Annotated in this window: 21 protein-coding genes; 12 read left to right on the top strand and 9 right to left on the bottom strand. The window is 64.4% G+C overall.

Features of this window, described 5'->3' with window-relative positions; translation table 11 throughout:
- The first annotated feature begins 477 nt into the window (after positions 1-477).
- Positions 478-741, top strand: coding sequence for a hypothetical protein (locus ACXJKO_RS14100; RefSeq protein ID WP_457091722.1), 264 nt, complete (start codon positions 478-480; stop codon positions 739-741).
- Between the two features lie 87 nt (positions 742-828).
- Here the strand turns inward: ACXJKO_RS14100 and ACXJKO_RS14105 are convergent, their stop codons facing one another.
- Positions 829-2,739: a potassium transporter Kup gene (locus tag ACXJKO_RS14105; protein WP_457091723.1), complete on the bottom strand. Its 1,911-nt coding sequence runs from the start codon at positions 2,737-2,739 to the stop codon at positions 829-831.
- A gap of 143 nt (positions 2,740-2,882) precedes the next feature.
- On the opposite strand from ACXJKO_RS14105, the gene ACXJKO_RS14110 reads away from it, so the two are divergent.
- The 4 genes from ACXJKO_RS14110 to ACXJKO_RS14125 all read left to right on the top strand — a co-directional run bounded on the left by ACXJKO_RS14110 (position 2,883) and on the right by ACXJKO_RS14125 (position 5,000).
- Positions 2,883-3,896: a magnesium and cobalt transport protein CorA gene (locus ACXJKO_RS14110; protein WP_457091753.1), complete on the top strand. Its 1,014-nt coding sequence runs from the start codon at positions 2,883-2,885 to the stop codon at positions 3,894-3,896.
- Between the two features lie 133 nt (positions 3,897-4,029).
- Positions 4,030-4,227, top strand: coding sequence for a hypothetical protein (locus ACXJKO_RS14115; RefSeq protein ID WP_457091724.1), 198 nt, complete (start codon positions 4,030-4,032; stop codon positions 4,225-4,227).
- On the top strand, positions 4,208-4,606 hold the full coding sequence (locus ACXJKO_RS14120; protein ID WP_457091725.1) for a response regulator: 399 nt from the start codon (positions 4,208-4,210) through the stop codon (positions 4,604-4,606). The genes ACXJKO_RS14115 and ACXJKO_RS14120 overlap by 20 nt, the downstream gene beginning before the upstream one ends.
- A 1-nt stretch (position 4,607) precedes the next feature.
- On the top strand, positions 4,608-5,000 hold the full coding sequence (locus tag ACXJKO_RS14125) for a response regulator (protein ID WP_457091726.1): 393 nt from the start codon (positions 4,608-4,610) through the stop codon (positions 4,998-5,000).
- A gap of 87 nt (positions 5,001-5,087) precedes the next feature.
- Here ACXJKO_RS14125 and ACXJKO_RS14130 read toward each other — a convergent pair whose 3' ends face one another.
- Positions 5,088-5,891, bottom strand: coding sequence for a DUF1194 domain-containing protein (locus ACXJKO_RS14130; protein WP_457091727.1), 804 nt, complete (start codon positions 5,889-5,891; stop codon positions 5,088-5,090).
- 64 nt (positions 5,892-5,955) lie between these two features.
- On the opposite strand from ACXJKO_RS14130, the gene ACXJKO_RS14135 reads away from it, so the two are divergent.
- Positions 5,956-6,225, top strand: a complete 270-nt coding sequence (locus ACXJKO_RS14135; protein WP_457091728.1) for a hypothetical protein — start codon at positions 5,956-5,958, stop codon at positions 6,223-6,225.
- Here ACXJKO_RS14135 and ACXJKO_RS14140 read toward each other — a convergent pair.
- Positions 6,222-7,214 carry a magnesium transporter CorA family protein gene (locus ACXJKO_RS14140; RefSeq protein WP_457091729.1) on the bottom strand — a complete coding sequence of 331 codons (993 nt, stop codon included), beginning with the start codon at positions 7,212-7,214 and terminating at the stop codon, positions 6,222-6,224. The genes ACXJKO_RS14135 and ACXJKO_RS14140 overlap by 4 nt on opposite strands.
- A 24-nt stretch (positions 7,215-7,238) precedes the next feature.
- Positions 7,239-7,463: a hypothetical protein gene (locus ACXJKO_RS14145; protein WP_457091730.1), complete on the bottom strand. Its 225-nt coding sequence runs from the start codon at positions 7,461-7,463 to the stop codon at positions 7,239-7,241.
- Between the two features lie 701 nt (positions 7,464-8,164).
- Here ACXJKO_RS14145 and ACXJKO_RS14150 point away from each other — a divergent pair.
- Complete coding sequence (locus tag ACXJKO_RS14150) at positions 8,165-9,139, top strand: quinone oxidoreductase family protein (protein WP_457091731.1); 975 nt, start codon at positions 8,165-8,167, stop codon at positions 9,137-9,139.
- A gap of 68 nt (positions 9,140-9,207) precedes the next feature.
- Here the strand turns inward: ACXJKO_RS14150 and ACXJKO_RS14155 are convergent, their stop codons facing one another.
- Together ACXJKO_RS14155 and ACXJKO_RS14160 are read right to left on the bottom strand one after the other, a co-directional pair.
- Entirely contained in the window at positions 9,208-10,149 is a 942-nt protein-coding gene (locus tag ACXJKO_RS14155; RefSeq protein WP_457091732.1) for a LysR family transcriptional regulator, read from the bottom strand.
- A gap of 164 nt (positions 10,150-10,313) precedes the next feature.
- The gene (locus ACXJKO_RS14160) at positions 10,314-11,240 is read right to left on the bottom strand and encodes an NADPH-dependent F420 reductase (protein ID WP_457091733.1); all 927 of its coding nucleotides are present in this window, start codon (positions 11,238-11,240) and stop codon (positions 10,314-10,316) included.
- On the opposite strand from ACXJKO_RS14160, the gene ACXJKO_RS14165 reads away from it, so the two are divergent.
- A complete protein-coding gene (locus tag ACXJKO_RS14165) occupies positions 11,160-11,591 on the top strand; it encodes a MarR family winged helix-turn-helix transcriptional regulator (protein WP_457091734.1) in 432 nt (143 codons plus the stop codon). The genes ACXJKO_RS14160 and ACXJKO_RS14165 overlap by 81 nt on opposite strands.
- A gap of 29 nt (positions 11,592-11,620) precedes the next feature.
- Complete coding sequence (locus ACXJKO_RS14170) at positions 11,621-12,367, top strand: NADPH-dependent F420 reductase (protein WP_457091735.1); 747 nt, start codon at positions 11,621-11,623, stop codon at positions 12,365-12,367.
- 292 nt (positions 12,368-12,659) lie between these two features.
- Here the strand turns inward: ACXJKO_RS14170 and ACXJKO_RS14175 are convergent, their stop codons facing one another.
- The 3 genes from ACXJKO_RS14175 to ACXJKO_RS14185 form a co-directional block, all read right to left on the bottom strand.
- Complete coding sequence (locus ACXJKO_RS14175) at positions 12,660-14,597, bottom strand: DUF3604 domain-containing protein (RefSeq protein ID WP_457091736.1); 1,938 nt, start codon at positions 14,595-14,597, stop codon at positions 12,660-12,662.
- 88 nt (positions 14,598-14,685) lie between these two features.
- Complete coding sequence (locus ACXJKO_RS14180; RefSeq protein ID WP_457091737.1) at positions 14,686-15,669, bottom strand: HupE/UreJ family protein; 984 nt, start codon at positions 15,667-15,669, stop codon at positions 14,686-14,688.
- The gene (locus ACXJKO_RS14185; RefSeq protein ID WP_457091738.1) at positions 15,666-16,532 is read right to left on the bottom strand and encodes a peptidylprolyl isomerase; all 867 of its coding nucleotides are present in this window, start codon (positions 16,530-16,532) and stop codon (positions 15,666-15,668) included. Before ACXJKO_RS14185 ends, ACXJKO_RS14180 begins: the two co-directional genes overlap by 4 nt.
- A gap of 283 nt (positions 16,533-16,815) precedes the next feature.
- On the opposite strand from ACXJKO_RS14185, the gene ACXJKO_RS14190 reads away from it, so the two are divergent.
- The 3 genes from ACXJKO_RS14190 to ACXJKO_RS14200 all read left to right on the top strand — a co-directional run bounded on the left by ACXJKO_RS14190 (position 16,816) and on the right by ACXJKO_RS14200 (position 23,085).
- The gene (locus ACXJKO_RS14190; protein WP_457091739.1) at positions 16,816-18,231 is read left to right on the top strand and encodes a DUF1254 domain-containing protein; all 1,416 of its coding nucleotides are present in this window, start codon (positions 16,816-16,818) and stop codon (positions 18,229-18,231) included.
- A 200-nt stretch (positions 18,232-18,431) separates the two neighbouring features.
- Positions 18,432-18,893 carry a hypothetical protein gene (locus ACXJKO_RS14195; RefSeq protein ID WP_457091740.1) on the top strand — a complete coding sequence of 154 codons (462 nt, stop codon included), beginning with the start codon at positions 18,432-18,434 and terminating at the stop codon, positions 18,891-18,893.
- 637 nt (positions 18,894-19,530) lie between these two features.
- Entirely contained in the window at positions 19,531-23,085 is a 3,555-nt protein-coding gene (locus ACXJKO_RS14200; protein WP_457091741.1) for an SIR2 family protein, read from the top strand.
- Positions 23,086-23,802 lie beyond the last annotated feature (717 nt).

Here is a 23,802-nt window from a genome sequence, read left to right on the forward strand (position 1 = left end):
TTGGAGGTCTGCTCTTGGAGGTCTGCTCTGTTAAGCCATGATACCTTTGCACCAGCTGCGGTGGACCTGGCTCGGTCCGCCACGAAATCCGAAGAACTTCTGACTTTTAATCAGAGGGTCCTAGGTTCGATTTCCAGCGCGGTCGCAAAGCTTTATCAAACACTTATCTGCGGATCGGGCTTGGTTTTGCTTCCCAGAAAACCGGATTGGGAAGCGTATGGGAAGCAAGCTCGGCAGAGTGAGTTTTTTCCGCCGCGATCGCATCGGCTCATCCGCAGGTCCGACCTTACTGCCAGAATAAACGAACGTCAGGAATCAGCCAGAGAGCGGACCTTGTCACGGCCTCGCTGAATGGCTCAGTTTGACCCTCAGCCGACCTTCAGCAGCCCATCTGGCGTCTCATTAACGGGGACTTTCCAGCCCCCACTCTCGTTATAGGGGTACCGCGGGCCCAGGCTCGCCTTCTGAGGGTGCGACGTGGCGATTAAGGATTTGCAGAACCTGATGTGGAACGGGGCACTGCTCTCCGGCGGATTGTCCGTCGTCGCTCGTGTGCATGCGTGGCAGGCCTGGAGGAGGTTCAAAGCAGCTCTGGTAGATGCCCAGACCCGCGATGCCGGTGAGAGGCTCTACCAGCGGGACTGGGAGGTCAGGTACTGGCACGGGATCGGGTTATGGACGGCCGGGCTCTCAATCCTCTGCTCCATCCTGTGGCTCTTTTCCAGGCTGCTCTACCTGTGATCCGCCCCGTGCGATCGGAAGGGCAGGCGCAAGGACTAGGTCTAGCACGGGGCTGCGCCCTGCGGACCTAGTTCATTCCCTCGTCAGTCAGATCGTGATGCGTGAGCCGACCTCGACGGCACGATCCTCCGGGATGCAGAAGTGGTCCGACACGTCGCTGGCGGATCGCGCCATCGGGATGAAGAGGTAGTCCTGCCACAGCGGCAACCCGGATTGGGCCGACGCTTGCAGCGCGCGCCGCGACAGGAAGAACGAGACGTCGCTCAGGTCGAAGCCCGCCGCTTTCAACGCCGTGGGCACACCCGGCCGTTCCATGAAACCGAACCGCACCGTCACGCGCGAGAAGCGGTCCGAGAGTTTTTCCACCGTGACGCGGCCATCGTCCGGCAGACGCGGCACCTCCTCGGTCACCACCGTCAGGATGACGTTCTGCTCGTGCAGGACCTTGTTGTGCTTCATGTTGTGCAGCAGGGCAGCCGGCACGTCCTGGGCATTGCCCGTCAGGAACATGGCCGTGCCGGGCACCCGCGGTGCTGAGCTGTTCTCGCACATGCGGATGAACTCCGGCAGCGGCGGGCGGCCGCGGTGCGTGATCTCGGCCAGCAGGCGCGAGCCCTTACGCCAAGTCCACATGAGGGTGAACAGCCCCGCGCCCGTCAGCAGCGGGAACCAGCCGCCCTGCGGGATCTTGAGCGCGTTCGCTCCCAGGAAGATCAACTCGATGGCCAAGAACGGCGCGATCACCAGAGCGACGAGTGCCGGTGACCAGCGCCAGAACTTCCAGGCCACGATAAACAGCAGGCACGAGGTGATGACCATGTCACCCGTCACGGCGATGCCGTAGGCGGCGGCCAGGTTGCTCGACGTCCTGAAGAACACGACGAGCACGATGACCGCAAGAAGCAACAGCCAGTTGATCATCGGGATGTAGATCTGGCCCTTCTCGGTCTCGGAGGTGCGCAGCACGCGGAAGCGCGGCAGCACGCCAAGCTGCATCGCCTGCTGCGAGATCGAGAACGCGCCCGTGATCACCGCCTGGCTGGCGATGATGGTAGCGACGGTGGCCAGGATCACCATCGGCAGCAGCGCCCAGGAGGGGTAGAGCAGGAAGAACGGGTTCTCCAGCATCTCGGGATGGGCCAGCAGCATGGCGCCCTGGCCGAGATAGTTGAGGGCCAGCGCCGGCAGCACGAAACCGAGCCAGGCGGTACGGATGGGGGAGCGGCCGAAGTGGCCGAGATCGGCGTAGAGCGCCTCGGCCCCGGTCACCGACAGGAACACGGCGCCGAGCGCGAACAGCCCAGCCGTGCCATGGTTGAGCAGGAAGCTGAGGCCATGGAGCGGGTTGATCGCGCCGATGATGCCGGGATCGTCCAGGATGTGCATCAGGCCACCGAGGCCCATGACGGCGAACCAGAAGGCGGTGATCGGCCCGAAGAACGTCGCCACGCTGGCCGTGCCAAACCGCTGGACGGCAAACAGGGCGATCAGGATCACGAGGCTGATCGGCACCACGTAGGGATCGAGGGCGGGCGTCACCAGCTTAAGGCCCTCAAGCGCCGAGAGCACCGAGATCGCCGGGGTAATGATGGCATCGCCATAGAACAGCGAGGCACCCACCATGCCGAGGATGATGGTGAACCCGGTGCTATGCCCGAGGGCTCGTTGGGCCAGGGTGACGAGCGAGAGGGTGCCGCCCTCGCCGTTGTTGTCGGCCCGCAGGACGATGGCCACGTATTTGAGGGTGACGATGATGATGAGCGCCCACAGGATCAAGGAGACCACCCCGACCACCATCTCGCGGGTGAGGGCGGCGTGGCCCGCATGGGCGGTTGCAGCCGCGAGGCTCTCCTTCAGGGCGTAGAGGGGGCTGGTGCCGATATCGCCGTAGACGACGCCGATGGAGCCGAGGGTCAAGGCCCAGAAGGAGGTCGGGGTCGCGTGTCCGTTTATGGCAGGGGCCACATCCACCCGTTCGCTGATCCCCGTCGCGGCCATGAACCCTCCCTGCGTTGAGAAAGGAGCGAGGCCCCTTCGGCACAACGTGGCTGCACGGGGAGGGTTTCACACCACGATGGACCTTAGGGAGCGCGTACCCCATGACGGTGGCACCGGACACGACTGCTGAGCGTTGGTTGCACATGGCAGATGCTCTCAAGCTCGTTTCGGCCCGGCCTGAGGACACTCCCGGGGTTGTCGCCTCGGCCGCGTATGCGGCTGGCCGAAGGATTGCCGAGGTTCCAATCGAGGATGTGGGCGAGTGGTCGCGCAAGCCAGACCACCTCGTCTGGGTCGGCCTGCATGAGCCCGGCCTCGACCTCCTGCGTCGGCTCCAGCGGGAGTTCAACCTTCATGAGCTCGCCATCGAGGATGCCCTCAAGGCGCACCAGCGGCCCAAGGTCGAGCAGTACGGCGACGCACTATTCGTCGTCGCCCGGACGGCCCAGATGCTGGAAGGGCGCATCGCCTTCGGCGAAACCCACCTGTTCGTAGGGCACGGCTATGTGGTGTCTGTCCGCCACGGCGCCTCGACCTCCTACACACCGGTGCGCGAGCGCTGCGAGGCTTCACCCAAGGCCCTGTCGGATGGCGAGGACTTCATCCTCTATGCCATCCTCGACTTCATCGTCGACAACTACATGCCCGTCATCGAGATGATCCAGGCGGAGGTGGAGGAGATCGAGGATTGCATCCTGGCCGAGACATACACGCAGTCCCGTGTCGGACGGCTCTACCAGCTCCGGCGCGATCTCCTGCGCCTGCGCAACGCCGCGATCCCGCTGGTTGAGGTCTGCCGCCGGCTTGAGCAGCCGGGGCTGCCCGGGATCGACGCCGCGATGCAGCCCCTGTTCCGCGACGTCTCGGACCACATCCGCCGGGTGCAGGAGGAGATCGAGTCCCTGCGCGAGGTGTTGGCCTTCGCCTTCGAAACCAGCCTCATGACCGGCCAGGCGCAGCAGACCGAGATCACCCGCAAGCTGGCAGCGTGGGCGGCGATCCTGGCGGTGCCGACCGCGGTGGCCGGCGTCTACGGCATGAACTTCGAGCATATGCCAGAGCTGGAATGGCAGTACGGCTATGCCCTCGTGCTGGCGATCATCGCGTCGGTTTGCGGCTGGCTGTACTGGCGCTTCCGGCAAAACCGCTGGCTCTAGCCCATCCCCGTCGACGAAACCTTTCTGCCGCCAAGCTGAAACCCTTCGCTGGATCAGCGGTTCACCTCGCTAACGTATGTTAGCCCGAGCAGCCGCGACGGGCATACCAAGCCAGTACCCAGGGAGAGCATCGATGCCCCACGACGCTTCAGGCGACGTGCGCCTGCCCCATGTCAACGACCTGCACCCGGACGTGGCCACCTTCATGATGGCGCGCGCCTTCGCCGAGGTTTACAGGGACGTGCTCGATGCGCCGGTCCCTGACCCGCTCGTCGCCATCCTGCGGCAGATGGAAATCAGGGAGGCCGATCATGAACGCTCTCCATCCTGAGCCTCATCTGGCCCTGATCGTCGAGGACGATCGGGACGTGCGCGACCTCGCCGCCGCCCTGCTGGAGGAGACCCCGCTCGACGTGGTGGAGGTCGAGAACGCGGAAGCGGCACTGGAGTGTCTCCAGGAACGCGGGGGCGAGGTGGCGATGCTCTTCGCGGACGTTCGCCTGCCAGGCCCGATGGATGGGGTCCAACTCGCCAGGGCCGCAGGCAAGCTCTGGCCAACGGTCAGGGTCGTGCTCACCTCCGGCGACCCTGGCGCCGGACTGGCTGACCTGCCCGAGGGTGTCACCTTCATGCCGAAGCCCTGGCGTGGCCTCGATGTGCTGGTCCAGGCCGAGAAGGCCATTCATGACCCGCAGCCGCCGGTGACGTGACATGGGACACGATGCAACGGAAGATCCTCCCGTCGTTCTGCTGGTAGAGGACGAGCCGCTGGTGCGGATGACCGCCGCCGACGAGCTGGAGGAGGCGGGCTTCTATGTGCTGGAGGCCGCGAATGCGGACGTGGCTCTCAAGGTGCTGGAGGCGCGCTCTGACGGGGTGCAGGTGCTGTTCACCGATGTTGACATGCCGGGCTCCATGGACGGCATGGAGCTCGCCGAGCAGGTCCACCGGCGCTGGCCGCACGTGCTGCTGCTGATCTCCTCAGGCTACGCCCGTCCGCATCCCGACGAGATCCCGGATCACGGACATTTCATGCCCAAACCCTATCACGCGGCCACCCTGGTCGGGCACATCCACGACCTGATGCGGACGTTGCGGCCGTGAGCGGGCCAGGACCGGCCGGTTGGCGGAGGCGGCCGTGCGGCGCGATCCCGCGAGATGACTCGCCCCGAACACACCCTCTGGCCTCTGTCAATTTCCGCTCCGCTGCTGGCGCCGGAGTTCCCCTGCCAGGCAGTTGGCCCGTTGATCCGCCTGAGCTGGCTGGATAAGTGACGGAACCTGAGGCGCGTTGGCGATCTCCCGCACGACCTTCGTCTTGATGGCTTGGGCAAACTGCTGCTTCTCCCGCACCGGGATCATGAAGGCTCCCGGTCCGCCGATCACGCAATCGCGGAAGTAGAGGTCGAGGTCCTCGATGTCCCAAGCGCCGTCCGGCCGCTTCAGCATGAGCGGCAGGCCGTTGATGGTGATGCCCTGCGCAACGGCCTCGTCGCGGGCCGCGGTCACGATGCGGCCCTGGTTGTTCGCCCCGTCACCCGAGATGTCGATCACCTGTCTGACGGGTACGACGCCGCTCTCCCGAAGCCGCGCGAGGCTGAAGTCGATGGCGCCCGAGACCGACGTGTAGCCGAAGCGCTGGAGGGGCCTTTGGGCCAGGCGGTTCGCGAAGGAATGGCTGTCGGCCGGGTGCTCGATCACGGTCCACGGCACAACCACCTGCTGGTACCCGGTCCCGGCCCATTCGACGTAGACGACCGCAATCCGCCCCAGCATGCCCTTGCGGATGGCGTCGTGCACCTCGGGGGAGCGGAAGGCCTCGACGAAGCCCTGCCGCTGGAGTTCTTGCTCGTCCGGCTCCATCGACAGGGACACGTCGACAGCCAGCACCAGCGCGAGATCGACCTCGGTTTCGCTGCGGGCATCCCATGTTCCCGAGATCCACATCCCCGCCGCCAGCAGCAGGGCGGCAATGCAACGCCAGCGACCGAGCATCCTAAGCTCCCGTTCAGGGACTACCTGTTACGAAGGAAGCTAGGGCACAAGGCGGGAGGCGGGTATGGCAACGCGACGGCTTCGCATCGCTGTGTGGCATCACCAACGGGTCCTGAGACGACAGGCCCTCGCACAGGAGCGTGCGGCGGCCCACCTGATGGGTCTGGCGAAGACGCTGGATGCCTTGGGCCGGAACGAGCCTGCTCGGTGCCTGGCCGGGATCGCCCTGCGCTTTCGCGTGAAGGCGATCTGCCTGACAGCGACAGCCGAAGCCCTGCACGGACAGCGGGCTTCCGGCACCGCGCCGGCTCCGGCCGAAGGTGGTGACCGCTAGAGCCAGCCCCGCCACTTGAACCAATGGTAGGGCAGCACCGCCGAGATCACCATCAGCACCAGGGCGACAACATAGCCGTAGTCCCAGCGCAGTTCGGGCATGAACTCGAAGTTCATGCCGTAGATCGTGCCCACCAGGGTTGGCGGCAGGAACAGCACGGCGGCAATCGAGAACACCTTGATGATGCGATTCTGGTCGAGGTTGATCAGACCGAGCGTGGCCTCATGCAGGTACACGATCTCGGACGACAACTGCCCCTCGTAGGCGGAGAGCGAGCGCAGATCCCGCTCGACCTGCTTCAGGCGTGCCGGGCTGCCGTTGGTGAGCCACTCCTCAGCGCCCTGGCGCAGATAGGGCACCAGGCGGGACAGCGACAGCAGACTCTCGCGCAGGATCGCCACGGTCATGTTCTTGCGCCCGAGGCGCTTGATCAGCACCTGGAGCTCGTCCTCGACCCGCTTGACCTTGCGCCGCCTCGGGCTGTGGTCCTCGATGAAGAGGCGGGTCGAGACCTCGTTCAGGTCGGCCGCCACCATCTCGAGCACGTCGGCGGCGCGCTCGACGATGCTCTCCAGGAGCGAGGCCAGGAGGCTGTCGCTGGTGGTGTGAGCCTCCGGCTGGCGCTGGGACTTGGCTATGAACGTGCGGAAAGGTACCGGGTCGGCATAGCGCACCGAGACCAGGTGGGTCGGGGTGAGCACGAAGGTGACCTGGGTGCGGGAGGGTCGGCCCTCGGCGACACCGTTGRTGATCACGGCCGTCATCACCAGGGCCCCGTGCTCCTGGTAGAGGCGGGCGGATTCCTCAATCTCGGCCATCTCCTGGCGTGTCGGCACCTGAAGCCCGAGCAGCGCCTCCACGGCCTTCTCCTCCTCGTGCGTGGGATCGAGGAGGTCGATCCAGAGCACGTCAGAAGGCGTAGGGAGCGTCGTGCCGTCCTGCGCCAGGCGCACGAGGCGGCCCTGGCGCAGGCCATGGAAGTTCATCATCGGGTTGTCCTCAGGCGGGARGGGCTAGCCGCGCGTAGGCTTCGGCGGCGTGGCGTGGTGGGCGAGGCTGTCAGGGGATGATGCCGCGGCGGGCGCGCCGAGAGCAACGGCAGCAATGTGCAGGCCGATCACGGGCGCGAACACGAGCCCGAGCAGGAGGACCACCATCAGCAGTATGCTGCGGTCGTCGGATGGAGCGTCCCCGCTGCCCACGCGGGCACGGGAGGAGAACAGGTTCAGGAGGGTCATGGCTCACCTCGGTTCCGACCAGCCGTCGCAGGCCGGTGGCGGGGGAGCCGATCAAGCGATCAGGCGTCCGCGCGGGCCAGTGACGGCGTGGTCAATCGACTGGGACTGTCGCTTGGCATTGCGTTCAGGGTTCCTGTGGGTCCGCGGCCCGCCGAGGCAGGCCACGAATGCAAAGCCAGATGCGCCCGTTGCGGTTCCCGGTCAAGCCGAAATCGCCACCACTCACAGCGCGACCGGGATGATCAATCCGCATGCCAATTGGGGGCGCGGCTCAGCACGTCAGGAACGGGCAGATTTTGTTGAAAAACTCTCGGACCTTACTTTGTCAGTCTATTAGTAGTGCCAACGTGCCAGATCCGGCCCAGTATCCTGTATGCTGACCACGCGAAAAACGGCAGTTGCGTACTTTTTCAACGAAATCGGCACATCTGCGAAGTAGACTGGATGTCCGCTTCGGCAGGGAACAACAGGCACTCCTAAAGCGACCGCAATTTCCTTGCGTGACCCGGAGGCGACATTCAGGCGCGTCGGTGGAGGTCAAGACAGCCTGATGGGTGGCTTGGCCGAATGCAGGCTGCCATTGCTTCACCCTATGCAGCATTGTCTTGCACCGATCACGGCTTGCCCGCGGCTTGGGTACGCTTAACCTCCCGACTGAATTGGCGAGCCCACCGGCCGCTCACCGCGAGGAAGACAGAGCGATGGCAACGACAATCCGACTGACGCAAACGGGCGACCCCGAGGTGCTCACGCCCGAGACCGTCGAGCAGCTTCAGCCGGGTCCCCATGAGGCGTGGATCGAGCAGGAGGCGATTGGCGTCAACTACCTCGACGTGACACAGCGGAAGGGTGCCGTTCCGATCCCGCTTCCCGGCGGGATCGGCCTTGAAGGAGCCGGTCGTGTCACGGCCGTCGGCTCCGCCGTCACCAACGTCGCGGTCGGCGATCGCGTCGCCTACATCCTCGGCCCGCTGGGAGCCTATGCAAGCGGGCGCCTCTATCCGGCCGAGCGCCTGGTGCGCCTGCCGGACAGCATCAGCTTCGAGGATGCCGCGACCGTCCTGTTCAAGGGTATCACCGCGCAGTACCTGCTGAAGAGCACATACCCGGTGGGGCCCGGCACCGTCGTTCTGCTCTACGGTGTTGCGGGTGGCCTCGGCCAGATCATGGCGCCCTGGGCGAAGCATCTCGGCGCCTTCGTTATCGGCGTGGTGTCGAAAGAAGCCAGTGTCGAGCGGGCGCGTGCGCTTGGCTGCGATGCCGTGCTGGTCTGGGGAGCCTGCGATCTCCCGGCGGAGGTCGCGGCGATCACCAACGGCCGGAAGGCCGACGTGGTCTACGACGGCATCGGGCGCGACACCTTCGGAGCCTCGCTGGACAGCCTGCGTCCGCGCGGTCTGCTTGCTTCGATAGGGGCATCGACCGGGGCACCACCGCCCATCGAGGTTGGGACGCTGAACGCCAAGGGCTCGCTCTTCCTGACCCGTCCCGGTTTGGCGGCCCATGCGACCGACCTTGCCGAGTATCGTGAGCGGGCGGAGGACGTATTCGCTGCTGTGACGGCCGATATCATCAAGCCGTCCGTGTGGAAGACCTTTTCCCTTGCGGAGGCGGCTGCGGCCCATGCGGCGCTGGAGGGCGGCGCCTCGGCGGGACCGATCCTGTTGAAGCCCTGACTATAAGGTCTGATGGGCGCCGTGCTTTGCGCAGGGCGCGGCGGTCTGCGTCCTGCCCGTCCGAACATTCAGGGCGCGCTCGGTGGCTCGATGCGGGACCAGGGCGGCCCTTGCCGGAACTGTTCGCCGATCCACTCGACGAAGGCGTCCGTCCTGGCCGGGGTGAAGCGCACCGACGGACGCACGAGGTAGATCCCACCGTCGGCATCGAACGTCCATCCGGGAAGGACGCGGACCAGCGTACCCTGCGCGAAGTCGCGTGCCATCAGCCACTCTCCCGCGCCCAGGATGCCGATCCCGGCTCGGGCGGCGTCGAGAAGCGCGCTGCTGTCATTCGAGATCAGCGATCCGCTGACGGCTACGGTCTCCGTCGTCCTCCCGTCAGAGAGCCGCCACTCGGGAAAGGAGGCCAAACCGGTGAAGCCAAGGCAGTCATGACCCGCGAGTTCCTGCGGCGTAACAGGAGTGCCATGACGGCGCAGGTAATCGGGTGAGGCGCAGAGCACGCGCCGAAGACCGCCAAGCCGTCTCGCGACCAGCCGGCTGTCGCTCAAGACGCCGACACGGATCGCCGCGTCGAAGCCCTCGGCGACCAGATCGACGTAGCGTTCGCTGTAGTCGACCTCCACCGTCAGGGCGGGATACCGGCGCAGGAACGAGGGAAGCAGCGGGGCCAGCCACTGCCGTCCCATGGCGGCCGGAAAGGCCAGGCGCAGCTTGCCTCGCAGGTCGGCTGCTCCGGCGCTGGCTTCCAGCTCCGCGTCCAGGATCGTCTCGCTTGCAGCCTGCACACGAGCCGCCAGGCGTTCTCCGGCCTCGGTCAGCCTGACCTGGCGTGTCGTCCGCTCAAGCAGGCGAATCCCGAGACGGGCTTCAAGCGCCGCGATCCGCCGCGACACGATGGTCGGGTGCCGTTGGAGCGCCCGTCCAGCCGATACGAACGTTCCCTCCCGGGCGACGGCCAGGAGTGCCGCAAGCTCATCCATCCGGCCACTATCGAGGTCGGTCATCAGGGCTCCTCATGGGAAAGGCACGGACCCGGAACCTCTACCGACGCCCGTGTTGGGATCAAGCGGCATCCGGCGGCAAAGACCCCCAGCAGCAGGTAAGTACCTGGGCAAACGAGGGCATTTCCCCGTTTGCGACGTCCTGCCAGAGGTGGGGGACTTGGCCATCATGCCGTGACGGCGCGATTGCGGGCGACCATCTCGTCATGGGTGAGCGTGGCACCTTCTGAAATGAATCCCTTGATCAGCGCCTCGCGGTTCTCCGGAGCGCGCCGCCTGTCGGCGGTCGCGAGAGCGGCTTCCAGTTCGTGCAGCGTGAGTTCGGTGCAGTAGCCCGGGGTGCCGGGCTGCTGCCGCCAGGACTCGGCGAGCGGGCCCGCATCCAGCGCGTCGAACCCCGTGGCGTCCACCAGTTGGAACACCGTCGCCTTCGCCTTTGCGTCGTCGCCGGCGACAGGGATGGTGATGCGTCCCGGCGCGCCGGCCGGCTTTCCCCTACCGGACAAGGTAGCGGCCAGCACCGCGTTCCACGCCTTGATGACCGGGCGGCCGATCCGTTCGCTGACCCAGACGCTTTCGGGCGTGCCGTCCTCGACCTCGGTGATCGCACCGTCGCGGAAGGGATAGTAGTTCGAGGTGTCGATCACCGCGACCTCGGCCGGGACATCGCTGAAAAGGCCCGCCAGATCAGGGTACCGCGCGAACGGGATCGACAGAATGACCACGTCGACATCCCGGACCGCCTGCTCCTTGCTGACCGCGACGGCGCCGAGGTCACGGGCAAGGTCGCGGATGGAGTCCGGCCCCTTCGAGTTCGCGAGTTTGACCTCATGGCCGCTGGCGGCCAGCTTTCGGGCGAGCGTCGCGCCGATATTTCCGGCACCGATGATTCCGATCCTCATGGGAGCGTCCTTCCTGGGTTGTTGCGGGTCTGCCTCGCTAGCGAGGGGCAGCTTGACATCCCGCTGCTGCCGTTTATCTAGCGTCCTATATTTTAGAACGCTAGAGAAAAGATGACCTCGGAACGACAAACCGTCGGCACACAGCTTTCCTTCGCGCTTTATGGCGCGGCCAACCGCATGGCCCGCATGCACAAGCCGTTCCTGGAGCCGCTCGGCCTGACATTTCCCCAGTATCTCGTGATCCTCGAACTGCTGGATGGTGCGCCCCTGTCCGTCGGCACGCTCGGTGCTCGCCTGGACATGGATACGGGCACGATCACGCCACTGGTCAAGCGGTTGGAGGGTGCCGGTTTCGTGACGCGCACCCGTGACCCTGCCGACGAACGCCGCGTGCTGGTCGACCTGACACCCCGCAGTCAGGCCCTCGAAGCGGAGGTCCGGGGCATCACCGACAAGATCAAGTCGGCCTGCCAGCTCACCGACCAAGGCATGGACGATCTGCGTCGCACGCTCGAAGCGCTCGCCCACCCGGCGAGCGAGTGAAACCTTCAAGGAATTCATAGGAGATCATTATGAAGATCGGCATTTTGGGCACTGGCCACATCGGCAAGACCCTGGTCCGCAAGCTGAGTGCAGCCGGACATGACGTAAAGGTGGCCAACTCCCGCGGCCCGGACACGATCGAGTCCGACGTGCTGGCCTCTGGCGGTCATGCGGTCACGGCGGCGGAAGCTGTGGCGGACGTTGACGTCGTGATTCTGTCGATCCCGCTTAATCGTCTTCCCGGGATTGCACCGCTCATCGCCAGCGTCCCAGCCGAGACGGTCGTCATCGACACCTCCAACTACTATCCGGCCCGCGACGGCCGGATCGAGGCCATCGAGGCCGGTCAGGTCGAGAGCCTGTGGGTGTCCGAACAGTTGGGCCGTTCTATCGTCAAGGCATGGAACGCCATCGGGTCCGACTCCTTCGCGAGGAAGGGCAAGCCTGCGGGGAGTCCGGACCGCATCGCTATTCCCGTTGCGGCTGATAGCGACAGGGATCGCAACGTGGGAATGGCACTGGTCGAGGACACCGGGTTCGACGCCTTTGACGCGGGCACGCTTGCCGACTCGTGGCGGCAGCAGCCTGGCGCTCCGGGCTACTGCACGGACCTCTCCCTTGAAGAGATGCCCGCCGCCCATGCTGCGGCCGAGCGGGCGCGATTGCCGAAGCGGCGCGACCTGGCGGTCGCGGCCATTGTGGAGAGGGTTGGGGATGGCACGACGAACCCGGATGCGGGATACGGCGTCCGCCTGAACCGCGCGCTGTTCATGTAAGCCCTGGCGCCGTCCTCCGCGAAGCACCTCGCGCAAGAGGGATCAGCTTGAGCTGATCCTCTCCGAGGTCGGAGCAAGGGTAGTGCGCCCAGGCGGGAGGTCTCCTCCTGGCACGAGGCTGACCTTAGCCGTGCTTCCGCACTGCTGGGACGAGCAGACCTTCGTTTAGGCCTGCGGTACTACCGAGCTTGACCCTAAGCAGTCGTTCCGCCAGGGCAGCGCATTGTAGGCCCCTTGTGCCCTTGACCTCGTGAAGGGGCACGATTGCAGCCGCGGAATGTTCCCGGATCGATCATCCCGGTGTGTACCAGATCGGGGAGGTGTAGGCGCGCTCCGTGATGGTCATGGCTGTGCCGGGCAACGGCGTGGTCCCGAACCGCTTTGCGTCGTAGGCGGTCCAGCGCGGCGTCGGGATCTCGATCACCCGGCCGTAGTAGAAGGCGGGTTGGCTCGGATCGAAGTCCGGATCGGTCCAGACCGTCGCCAGTTCGGGCGCTCCGATCGTGTTGGTCCAGGTGGCGTTCGCCACGTCGACGGTGTCGCCGACTGGAGGCAGCTTGCCGTCACCTCCGGGCCTGCGCCGCTCGGCATCGGCCCAGGCGACGTCATAGATCTTCTCTTCGAGCTTGCCGTCTTTGGTGAGCCAGCCCTTGACGATTTGGTAGCGGTCGAGGTTCGCGCCGAGCGGATCCTTCAGAGCCGCCACGAGGAAGGTGGGTGACTTGCCCTGCGCCGCGGCCCGCAGCTCGCCACCCATGGGCACGCCCTTGGTATAGCCCGTGTAGGCGGGAAGACGGCTCGTCGCGTCCTGCGGGACGAAGTCCCAGCCGCCGAAGAACCGCACGAGCATGCGCGGCCCGGTCGTGCCATAGGTCTCCCGGCGCTGCATGGCATCCCACAGCGAGGCTCGGGTGTTCTCCTTCGCCCAGACGGCGGCGTACCCTGAGGAGGAAACCTGCCAGTCCATCACCTTGATGCCGGTCTTCGGGTTGTCGAAGAAGGTGGCCAACATGCGCTCCGGGCTGGGCTCCTGCGGCGTGGTCTTGCCGAAGAAGTTGTCCTCCTCCATCGCGGCAAGACCCGTGTGGGCGTCGCTGCTGCCGATGAGGCCGAACTTGTAGGGATTGACGCCAAGTGTCTGCCCAAGCTTGAGGCCGTTCTTCAGCGCCGAGCGGGCATACTCGAATTCGAGCATCTCCCTGGTCTTTGCGACGCTGGCGTCGAGATTGCCGAAGTCCCAGCGCTCGAAGTTGGCGAACTCGTCGTTCGGCGACAGGATCGGATGCGCCTCGCCATCGCCCTTGGTCTGCGTGGTCTCGTAGAGCCGTTCCCATCGTGTCCGCTGCTCGGCATACGCCCGGTCGATCGTCTTGCCGAACGCCTCGACGGTGGGGAACATCAGGCCGTTACTCAGATTGCCGTTGTGCGCGATGGCCAGCACGCTGCCGCCGGTCTTCTGCTCGTAGGCTTGCATCCACTTCCAGAGCTCTTCCGGGTTGTCGCTGCCGAGAGGCGGATACACCGTGAATGGCTCGACCTGGCTCGCCTTGTCGCCATTGTCGCGGAAGATGACGTTGCGGTGCAGGTTGTTGCCGCCGGTGTTCGAGGTCCACTCGTAGCCGATGAAGGCGGTGAAGCGGCCCGGCTCGTTGTATTGCTCGGCGGCGGCAATCGTCTCCTGCCAGGCGCCGCGATAGGGCCGCGTTCCAGGCGTGTACATGAGGTCCTTGGGGAAGGTCCCCTGGGAGAAGGCGCCGATGATCTCGATGGCGGCCTCCGCGCCCCTGCCGGACTGGATCAGGTCATACCAGCGGCGCCCCGTCGGGTCGGCGAGCAGCTCGGGCTTGCCTGCAAGCAGGTCCGGAAAGAAGCCCATGTTGTCGGAATGGTCCGCGACCACAAGGAAGTCGAGTGGACGCGAGAGCTTCACCGGCTGCCCGGACGAGGCGGTCAGTTGCTCGCCTCTGGCGAAGCGGTAGGCCTCCTTCGGCCCGAGCCGTGCCCCGAACGCCCCCGCATCGAAGGAAAACGATGTATGGAGATGCGTGTCGCCGAAGAAGGGTCGCGTGGGAAAGTCGCGGTTGGCATAGGGTGAATAGGGTGGCTTCGGCAGCGCCTTCTCGATTTCCTCCTTGGACGGAGAGCCGACGTCCTGGGCCCATGCCGATGGAGCGAGCCCCAGTGCCACCAACCCGGTCACGATCGAACATTCGAAAACTTTCCTGGCCATGGGCGTCCTCCCGTTGTTCATCCCGCATCGGCTCGACCTGCCAACACGACCTTGTTTCTGCCTCTGGACGGCGGCCGTGAGGCGATGATCAAAATGCGGCGACGCGCTGGATCACCCAGAACATCGCCAGACTTCCGATGGCATAGGGCGGCACCAGTCCGGCCCAGCGCGGCCACGCCATCGGAATGCGGCGGGCGCCGGCCACGAGGGTCAGCACGGCGGCGACGAACAGCAACTGACCCGCCTCGACGCCGAGATTGAAGAACAGGAGCGCCACCGGGATGTGGCCTTCCGGCAGGCCGACCTCGCTCAGCGCCCCGGCGAAGCCGAACCCGTGCAGCAAACCGAAGATGAAGGCGACGATCCACGGCATCTGGGCCGCGAGCCCTGGGCGGCCCCGTCGGGCCTGCACGATCTCGGCCGCCACGAACACGATGCTGAGCGCAATCACCGCCTCGACAGGTCTGGAGGGCACATGGACGATCCCGAGTGTCGCCAGCCCGAGCGTGATGCTGTGCGCGACCGTGAACGCCGTCACCGTCTTCACCATCCGCCAGGTCCCCTGTGACAGAAGCAGCAGCGCCAGCACGAACAGCAGGTGGTCGATGCCCGTCAGGATGTGCTCGACCCCGAGGCCGAAATACGTGCCCGCAACGCCCCAGGCACCCTGCCGCATGGGAATGACGGATCCAGGCTGTCGAGGCGACAGGCGCTCAACCCACGAGCTGCCATCGGCAAAGGCGATGCGGACGAGCACGTCGGTCAGGGTGGTCTCCAAGCCGACGATCCGCAGGGTCTGCCCGCGCAGGCTCTCCGCCCGCACGCGCCAGGTCTGCACGGCGGCATTACCCGTCGTCCGGGCAGCCATAGGGGTCAGGGCCTCGACCGGACCGGAGAAGACGGGATCCAGGGCCAAGCGCATCTGGCCCAGCATCGGCGTCTTCCACAGCACGCTGAACTCGCCGGGCTCCTCCTCCCTCAGGTCGAGGTAGGCCGGCCTGACCTCGTGCGCGTGACCCGGGAGCGGCGTCAGCAGCGACGCCAAGGCCACGAGAATCGGCAGCCACCTCATGGCCGGACCTCCACCTGGTTGGTGAGGGGGCCGAGCCAAGGGCGCACGGACGGATCGACGACAACCTGGTACTTCCGCATCAGCTCCCGAAGGAGCTGCGCCTGGGCCGTCTCCTGCCGCTCGCGGCGCCATTCTTCCGCCAGGCGTTCGCGGACCTCCGCAAACGGACGCGCCTGAGGCGGCGACACGGCCGTGACCTTCACCAGATGCAGCCCATACCCGGATTCGATCGGCCCCGACCAGCGTCCGTCCGGAAGAGTCAGGACAGCCTGTGCGAACGCGGCACCGAACAGGTTGGTGAGCGCCGGCTCGTCCTGGTCCGCGAACGTGTCGCCCAGCAGAAGACGGTCTCCCTCTTCATCAGGAGTTGCAGCAGCATCGGACAAGGCCACGAGGCTGGCCCGGGCGCGACCGTCCCCATCCTCGCGGCGGAAGAAAACCTGCGTGAAGGAGACCCGCGCGGGCGTGCCGACGAGATCCGGCCGCGTCTCGTAGAGGCCGCGCAGCTCGGGTTCGGGTGGCTCAGTGGTGCGGATCGTATCGTCGAGCAGGAAGGCCATCTTCTGCGCCAGCCGGCGGCGGACGATGGCATCGCCAACGTCGAGTTCCAACGCCCGTGCCTCGCGGGCGAGTACCTCTTCCTTGAGATGATCGGCGACGAGACCCATGAGTTCCTCGTCGGTCGGCGGACGGCGCCACTGGCGCGTCCACATTCCCTTCAGCCATTCGGCATCGGCGGCGGTCATGCGGACGACGGGCTGCGGCTGGGCCTCCTGCCGAGCGGTCCCGAAGGCGGAATAGGCCGCAAACATCAGTCCGCCCAACATGACGAAATGCAGGAGCGGTTCCTTCAGCAGCCTCATGGATCACACTCCCGGCTGCCTCCAGTGTGATCGGATTGTGGGCTTTTGCTTGACCGTTCATGCTCACGGCTCGGCTATTTCGGATACCTGCCGGGGTCCATGTCCGATTGTGCAGCGCCCAGCGACATCCCTGTTGTTCGCACACCCCGTGCCGGCAATTGGGCGCCGGCTCGACCATCGGAAGTGCCTCTCAACCAGGGAGCCTCATCGTGGTAGACTGGCTCGAAACCGTGTCCCCCTGTGCGTTCATTCTCCGCCCTTATCCGCACCAAGAGGAAACGAGATGCTACCACCGCTCAATCGTCGCACTGCACTGCTCGCTGCCGTGGCAGCAACGTTGCCTTTGGGCTCGTTTCCAGCCCTCGCTCAGATCGATCCGGCGATGAACCCCGAGGATGCCCGCACGCTTGCGCAGGAGGCCTGGGTCTYCGGCATGCCGTTGGTCTACATCGCGACGCAGATCGACTCGAACACGCACGTCACGAGGTCGGAGGGGCCTTTCGCGCCTATCAATCAGTTCGCACACTACCGCGAGTTTCCTGACGCCTCGAACAAGACGGTGGTCGGCCTCAACGTCGATACGCTCTACTCGCTCGCCTCCCTCGACCTGTCGCAGGGCCCCATCGTCCTGTCCGTGCCCGAGATGGGCAACCGCTTCTGGCTCATGCAGTTCATCGATGCCTGGAACAACGTGCCCCACGCGCCGGGCTCGCGTACGGTCGGCGGCAAGGGCGGCAACTTCGCCATCGTCGGTCCCACCTGGAAGGGCACGCTCCCCGCTGGCCTGACCGAACTCCGCATACCGACCAATCTGGTCCTCATCGGGGGACGGTCCTACACCCGCGACAAAGACGATTACCCTGCGGTGCATGCGCTGCAAGACCAGTACAAGCTGGTGCCGCTGGCAGAATGGGGCAAAGCCTACACACCTCCTGCCGACGTGCCGCTGAAGCCAGGCGTCGACAACAAGACCCCGGTGCCGGCTCAGGTGCTGGCAATGTCGCCTGAGGCTTTCTTCGGTCGCCTGAACGCTTTGCTGGTCACCAATCCGCCGGAGCCCGCCGACCCGGCAACCATGGCCCGGATCGCGCGGCTTGGCATCGCACCGGGCGCATCGTTCAGCATGGCCGCGTTCACTCCCGAGGTGCGCAAGGCGATCGGGGACGGCGTCGCTGCCGGGCAAAAGCAGATGCAGGCGGCAACGCGTGGAAAGGAGGTGAACGGCTGGGAGATCACGCTCGACATGGGGCGCTACGGCACGAACTATCCCTATCGCGCCTCCTGGACCTTCTATGGGGTCGGGGGCAATCTGGCCGAAGATGCCGTCTATCCGTTCGCGAGCAAGGATGGCGACGGCGCAGCCCTGAACGGCGCCAACACATACGTCCTGCATTTCTCGAAGGCTGAGATCCCGCCGGTGAATGCGTTCTGGTCCCTGACAATGTACGACGCCGAGAGCTACCTCGTGCCCAATGCCATCAACCGCTACGCCCTCGGTGACCGGAGCGGGATGAAGTTCGGCGATGATGGCTCGCTGACGATCTACATCCAGAACCAAGCGCCGGGTGCGGACCGACAGGCCAACTGGTTGCCCGCGCCCAAGGAGAGCGATTTCAGGCTCGCCTTGCGCCTCTATGCGCCGAAGAAGGAGGTCGCGGATGGTACCTGGTCGCCGCCGGCGATCAAGCGGGTGCAGTAGGGGATCCTGCGAACGGACCTGTGTAGGGTCGGTTATGGGTTCAAGCGGCTATTCCAGACGAGACGGCTAGACCTCTTTCCATAATGCCTTCCGCGAAACTTCGCTCATGTATACCGAACGTCACCAATTGGCACTCTTGAGGCATGCGGAGACCGGAAAGTCAGCCGTAAACGCGATCCGACCAAGGGAGGAAAGACACAATGGTAGACAACATCATCGTGGCGACATTCAGCAACGTCAATGCGGCTCACGATGCCGCCCGCGCAATAAAGGACCTCAAGGACGCAGGCGGTACAAAGTTCAAACTCAAGTCCGGTGTCATCGTGACCAAGGACGATCAAGGATCGGTGTCAGTTCTTGAGTCCGACGTCCATCCTTTTCATGGAACCAAGGTCGGCGTTGTAGTTGGCGGGCTGATTGGTTTGATCGGCGGCGTACCGCTCGCGACGCTGGCAGCGCTCCTTGGAGCTACCGTCGGGCTGATCAACGATGCCGGGATGGCGATCCTCGGGTCTGCCAGTGTGACTTCGATCAAGTCCGAGATGAAACCAGGAATGACCGCTGTCATCATTGAGGCGGATGAAGCCAGTCCCAACGCAGTCGATGACATCGTGGCCAAGGGAGGAGGGCGCGTGTTTCGTGAAGCCAAAGGCACGTATTAGGGGCTAGTCAAAGATGACCGTGAGCAGCGACGGGAACACCTCATAGCGGCGCGTCGCTGTTTTCAATAGTCGAACTGTCAGCGGCGCGCTGATCCCTCTGGACCAACAACGGATTTATCCGCAAAAGTCGCTCGGCTTCCCTGTGATACCGACATAGCTGTCCATCGCTGAAGTGATCTAATGAGGCTGGGAACTTCCGGTTTTGGCACTTTTGAGACCTTTGCCCAAGGGCAGCTAACCTCGCCTAAGCGGACGTTTGGAGAGGACAGAAGCCTTCCGCTGTTTGCCGAAGGCTTCCATTCGTGAAGCCCGCCTGCAAATGTCGGGAGCTGAAGTCGTGATTCGCATGGCTCTAGGCCGGTGCACTGGTCTCTAATCCCTCTATCCATCTCATTGGCCCATGAGGTTCATCGCAGACGGTCCAGATATGCCTGACGAACTCCTCCTTGCACGCGATGCTGGAGACGTCATCCTGTTCTGTGGTGCGGGCGTGAGCCAAGCCGAGGCACGCTTACCAAACTTCGCTTCTCTTGGACGCAAGGTAGTCAACACTCTAGGCGCAGCGCAGGATAGTCGCGCCCGTGCTCTTCTAGAGAGGGCCCTTGCGCTCGAACCAATGCCTGGTGTCGGTGGCCTCGTGGCAACTGATCGAGTGTTTGGCTTTCTCGAGCGAGAGTTCGAGGTTTCGGACGTCCGTGCGGCCGTAGCTGAGGCTATCCGACCTGGCCTCGATCCCAACCTTGGCGCTCATCGGGTGTTGCTCGATCTTGCGACCTCACGTGGCGTCACTCGTTTGGTGACGACCAATTTCGATCTTCTGTTCGAGGCAAGCAACCCAACTCTGCACAGCTTCGGTCCGCCAAACCTCCCTGATCCTCACAGTGACCGCGACTTTCGTGGCATCGTGCATCTGCATGGCCGTGTCGACGCCAGATACATGGGTGCGCAGGACGATGAGTTCGTCATTTCCAGCGCCGACTTCGGCCGCGCTTACCTCTCAGTAGGCTGGGCTACGCGCTTCATTCAGCGGCTTCTCTCGCGGTTCCAGATACTGTTCGTGGGCTACTCCGCCGACGATCCACCCATGCAGTATCTGCTGGAAGGGTTGAACCTTAGTGCGGGCACACGAAACAGGCTTTATGCTCTCCAGGATGGCGAGCAGCGCTCTGCGATTGCTCTTTGGGAGCATCGGGGTGTTCAGGCGATCCCATTCGACAGCAGCAACGGCTTCTCGCCGCTTTGGGACACTCTTCGGGCATGGGCAGAACGCGCACGGGATAGCAGAGTTTGGTATGAAACGGCGCTGTCGCGAGCAGCATCTGGCCCGAAACTCCTGTGTCCGCACGAACGTGGTCAGGTCGCACACATTCTCTCGACCGCCGAGGGGGCGAGACGCTTGGCCTCGGCTCCCGAGCCACTCGGCGCCGAATGGCTGCTCGTTGCGGACTCGCTACAACGGTATGCGACACCACGACGAGTCTCTTCGAGTGGCGAAGACATCCCCCGGTTCGATCCGTTCGATGCGCTCAGCCTCGACATCGATCCAGTTCCGGAGCCAGCACCTCCCGATGACGCTTTCCGAGATCGCAAAGTCCCCGAAGAGGCGGCCGATATTCTCCGGCCGAGCATCCTGGACCGTGAGCAAGGGGAGCATCGCTCGCGCGCAGCGGTGCGCGGGCTCGAGAGCCATTTCCATGCCGAGCTTCCGCCTCGCCTCGTRCAAATCGGCATATGGCTCCAACGGGTGGCGCACCAGCCAATCGCTTTGTGGTGGGCGGCGCATCAGCCCGGCCTACACCCATCAATCATTTACGACATCGACTGGGCCTTGCTGCATGAGCCGCAGCGCTTCCCCGATCCCATCCGTCGTGGGTGGAGAATGCTCCTCTCGGCATGGACTGATCGGCGTGGCGACCCCAGCAGGCGTAAGTATGAGATCGAGCAGAAGGCATCTCAGGAGGGGTGGTCCGCGTCGATTGTCCGTGAAGTCGCCGACATGTACCGTCCGAGGCTCACGGTACGCCCAGCCGCCGGGATACCGCACCCGCTCGTATGGTCAGACGAGGGCCAGCCCGACGACGTTATCTATGTGGACGTTGACTATCCGCACCCGCACCAGCGCGTAGAACTGCCAGAAGAGTTCGTCGCCTATGCGGTCGAGTGCTTCCGGACCAACCTCAACATCGCAGTCGCCCTTGAGCGCGAGATCTCCGGCTCCGATCAAATCTATCTGCAGACGAGCCGTGGACCTGACGGAGGTCCTGAGCTTTCGGAGAGTAGCTACGGACTGACAGGACCGATCATCCACTTCCAGAATCTAATGACCCGGCTCGCGAGCGTTGATCCTGAGGCGGCGCGTCACCAAGCCCGCTCCTGGCCCTCCCGAGACGAGTATGTCTTTGCGCGGCTGCGGATCTGGGCGGCCGGCACCGGATTATTGAGTCCGGGCGAGGCGGGCGCAACTTTTATGGCACTGCCGGACCGGGTGTTCTGGGGCTCAGTGCACGAGCGAGATCTCCTCTATGCGCTGAGGGACCATTGGGCGGACCTCCCGCCAGACTACCGTAAGGCGCTTGAGCAGCGTCTCCTGACAGGATCCTACCCTTGGGATAGCAACGTGCCGGGCGGGCGCGAGGAGGCGATTGCGCACGATCGATTGAGCCGGCTCCACTGGCTGTCCACCCATGGAGTGGTGTTTACCTTTAACTTGGATGAGACGATGCGGGCACTGCGCTCGGCCGCCCCAAGGTGGACGACGGATGCGGGCGATGCCGCAGCTGACTCGCATGCACCGCAAGCTTTTCACATCTCGACGGACAGCAGGCCGGACCCAATCCTCGGAACACCGATCCCCGAGATTCTGAGCCAGGCAAAAGAGCTCGGACGGCTGGATTTTGCGGGGAGGACTGAGCGTGAGCCCTTCCGAGGCTTGGCCGTCCAGAGGCCAGCTCGCGCACTCGGCGCCCTGACCCATGCAGCTCGGTCGGGGGACGTTCCACAGTGGGCTTGGTCAGCGTACCTGCAAGCAGAGACGCGGCCGGCCGACTCGCTTCGCATGATCCAGGCTATTGCTGCGCGGCTGCGAGGTTTGCCCGCTGCAGGTCTGCGAGGCATCGGGTACTCGGTCTCCGAGTGGATGAAAGCACTGGCTGACCGCCTCTACGGCGATGCCGCGAGCGTGCTCCCTGGGCTGTGGGATAGCATGATGACTGCACTCCGCTTGCCACCGGTGGAGCAGCGGCACCGACCGAACCGGTCATGGGCAGACGACGCGCTGAACGGGCCGGTTGGAAAGCTATTTGATCTTCTAATCAAGGATCCGATTAAAGACGGGGTCGAAGCCGGCGCTGGCTTTCCTTGTCAGTGGACCAGCCGGCTCGATGATCTCCTCGCCTTGCCAGGTGACATGCGGCGGCATGCACTCGTCATGCTCGGACCTCAGCTCAACTGGCTCTTCAGGATTGATCCTGTCTGGACAAAACGGCAATTGCTTCCACACGTCAGCGACAGGGGTCCCGACGGTGATGCGCTTTGGGATGGTGTGCTCTGGACTGCTCAAATACCTTCAAAGCCGCTTTACCCAGCTCTAAAGGAGGCACTGCGCGCGCGCGCCAGGCAGCCTCGACGCCGCAACGAGAGCACGATCCTCGGCGGCTTTCTTCTAGCCGGCTGGGCAAGCGAAACAGCCACAGGAGAACGCTTCATTACTGACATTGAGTTGCGGGAAGTCCTGATCCACACCACTGAGGAGTTCCGTCAGCAGCTCCTGTGGCAGCTCGAACGATGGTGTGCGGAGCCAGATAGCCCGTGGCGAGACAGAGCTGTGCCCTTCTTCAGGCAGGTATGGCCGAAACAGCGGGCCCTTCGCACACCGGTCATGTCGAGCCACTTGGCGAATTTCGCGCTGGCAAGCGGTGACCTGATGCCGGCTGTGGTTGAGTTGATCCTTTCGAGGCTCGTCCCAGTCCGAAGCACGCCCTTGCGGTTTGAATACACGAGCGGGTCTAATGCCGACCACCCGGCGCGAGCCTATCCGGCCGCGACCCTCGATCTGCTGTGGGCGGTCCTCGGCGAGGATGCATCCTCATGGCCATACGGGATCGAGCGGACACTTGAACTGTTGGCACAAGCGCCGGAGACGGCTTCCGACTCACGGCTTTCCGCGCTTCGTCGTCGCATCGATCTACCTTAGGGTTCGAAGTCGATTGGGCTGGATCGCCTCTCATTACCGGACGGAGGCGAACACTTGTCAGGAAGACGAAGCCCTGAGATGTCCTGCCCTATGCAATAGACCTGCCCAGCATCTTCTCTGTGCGGGAGATCAGAAATGCGAGCGTTTGCTGGTCTGCTTGGTGGCAGGCCTCCACAAGCCGCCAGTAGGTCGCCCAGCGCATCCACTTCGGCTTTCTGGGTAGCTTTTCCAGCAGGTTTGGGCTCCCTCCAATCCGAGCCCGCGCCTTGCGCGCTCTCCGGCGGGCCTGCTCCCCTGCACCTTCCCGCTGCACGGCGTAGCCTAGGCCATGAGCCTGCTGGGATGCAAATACACGGGCGTCTGAGGGAAGATACAGCTTCATCGCACGCTGGCCGGTTTGCGGGCACACAAACCACCACCGACGTCCACCATAGGGCGGGGTCGTCGCTACCAGGCGGATGCTTTGGCTTGGGAGGTGACCTAACCTGCCATAGGGGTCAAAGCACGTAATGCTGACCAGGTGTAGGAGCCCAGTATCCTCGCTGAGATGGGCCTTGTAGGCTACCTGGCAGGACGGCCGGTTGTTGGACCACATCCACTGTAAGGTGCCTGACTGGGTGCCTCCCGGGACGAGACCGACGCGGGTGAGGTGGCGGACATTGAGAGTGATGCTGTTTTCAACCGTCGGACGTCCGCCTCCATACCTCGCCATTTACT

This window comes from Microvirga sp. P5_D2 (assembly GCF_054049475.1).

Excerpts from the sequence above, each read along its gene's own strand:
- ACXJKO_RS14195 (WP_457091740.1), top strand. The coding sequence starts at position 18,432 with ATGGTAGACAACATCATCGTGGCGACATTCAGCAACGTCAATGCGGCT.
- ACXJKO_RS14130 (WP_457091727.1), bottom strand. The coding sequence starts at position 5,891 with ATGCTCGGTCGCTGGCGTTGCATTGCCGCCCTGCTGCTGGCGGCGGGG.
- ACXJKO_RS14120 (WP_457091725.1), top strand. The coding sequence starts at position 4,208 with ATGAACGCTCTCCATCCTGAGCCTCATCTGGCCCTGATCGTCGAGGAC.
- ACXJKO_RS14170 (WP_457091735.1), top strand. The coding sequence starts at position 11,621 with ATGAAGATCGGCATTTTGGGCACTGGCCACATCGGCAAGACCCTGGTC.
- ACXJKO_RS14150 (WP_457091731.1), top strand. The coding sequence starts at position 8,165 with ATGGCAACGACAATCCGACTGACGCAAACGGGCGACCCCGAGGTGCTC.
- ACXJKO_RS14165 (WP_457091734.1), top strand. The coding sequence starts at position 11,160 with ATGACCTCGGAACGACAAACCGTCGGCACACAGCTTTCCTTCGCGCTT.
- ACXJKO_RS14175 (WP_457091736.1), bottom strand. The coding sequence starts at position 14,597 with ATGGCCAGGAAAGTTTTCGAATGTTCGATCGTGACCGGGTTGGTGGCA.
- ACXJKO_RS14110 (WP_457091753.1), top strand. The coding sequence starts at position 2,883 with ATGGCAGATGCTCTCAAGCTCGTTTCGGCCCGGCCTGAGGACACTCCC.
- ACXJKO_RS14115 (WP_457091724.1), top strand. The coding sequence starts at position 4,030 with ATGCCCCACGACGCTTCAGGCGACGTGCGCCTGCCCCATGTCAACGAC.
- ACXJKO_RS14135 (WP_457091728.1), top strand. The coding sequence starts at position 5,956 with ATGGCAACGCGACGGCTTCGCATCGCTGTGTGGCATCACCAACGGGTC.
- ACXJKO_RS14185 (WP_457091738.1), bottom strand. The coding sequence starts at position 16,532 with ATGAGGCTGCTGAAGGAACCGCTCCTGCATTTCGTCATGTTGGGCGGA.
- ACXJKO_RS14180 (WP_457091737.1), bottom strand. The coding sequence starts at position 15,669 with ATGAGGTGGCTGCCGATTCTCGTGGCCTTGGCGTCGCTGCTGACGCCG.
- ACXJKO_RS14125 (WP_457091726.1), top strand. The coding sequence starts at position 4,608 with ATGGGACACGATGCAACGGAAGATCCTCCCGTCGTTCTGCTGGTAGAG.
- ACXJKO_RS14105 (WP_457091723.1), bottom strand. The coding sequence starts at position 2,739 with ATGGCCGCGACGGGGATCAGCGAACGGGTGGATGTGGCCCCTGCCATA.
- ACXJKO_RS14145 (WP_457091730.1), bottom strand. The coding sequence starts at position 7,463 with ATGACCCTCCTGAACCTGTTCTCCTCCCGTGCCCGCGTGGGCAGCGGG.
- ACXJKO_RS14155 (WP_457091732.1), bottom strand. The coding sequence starts at position 10,149 with ATGACCGACCTCGATAGTGGCCGGATGGATGAGCTTGCGGCACTCCTG.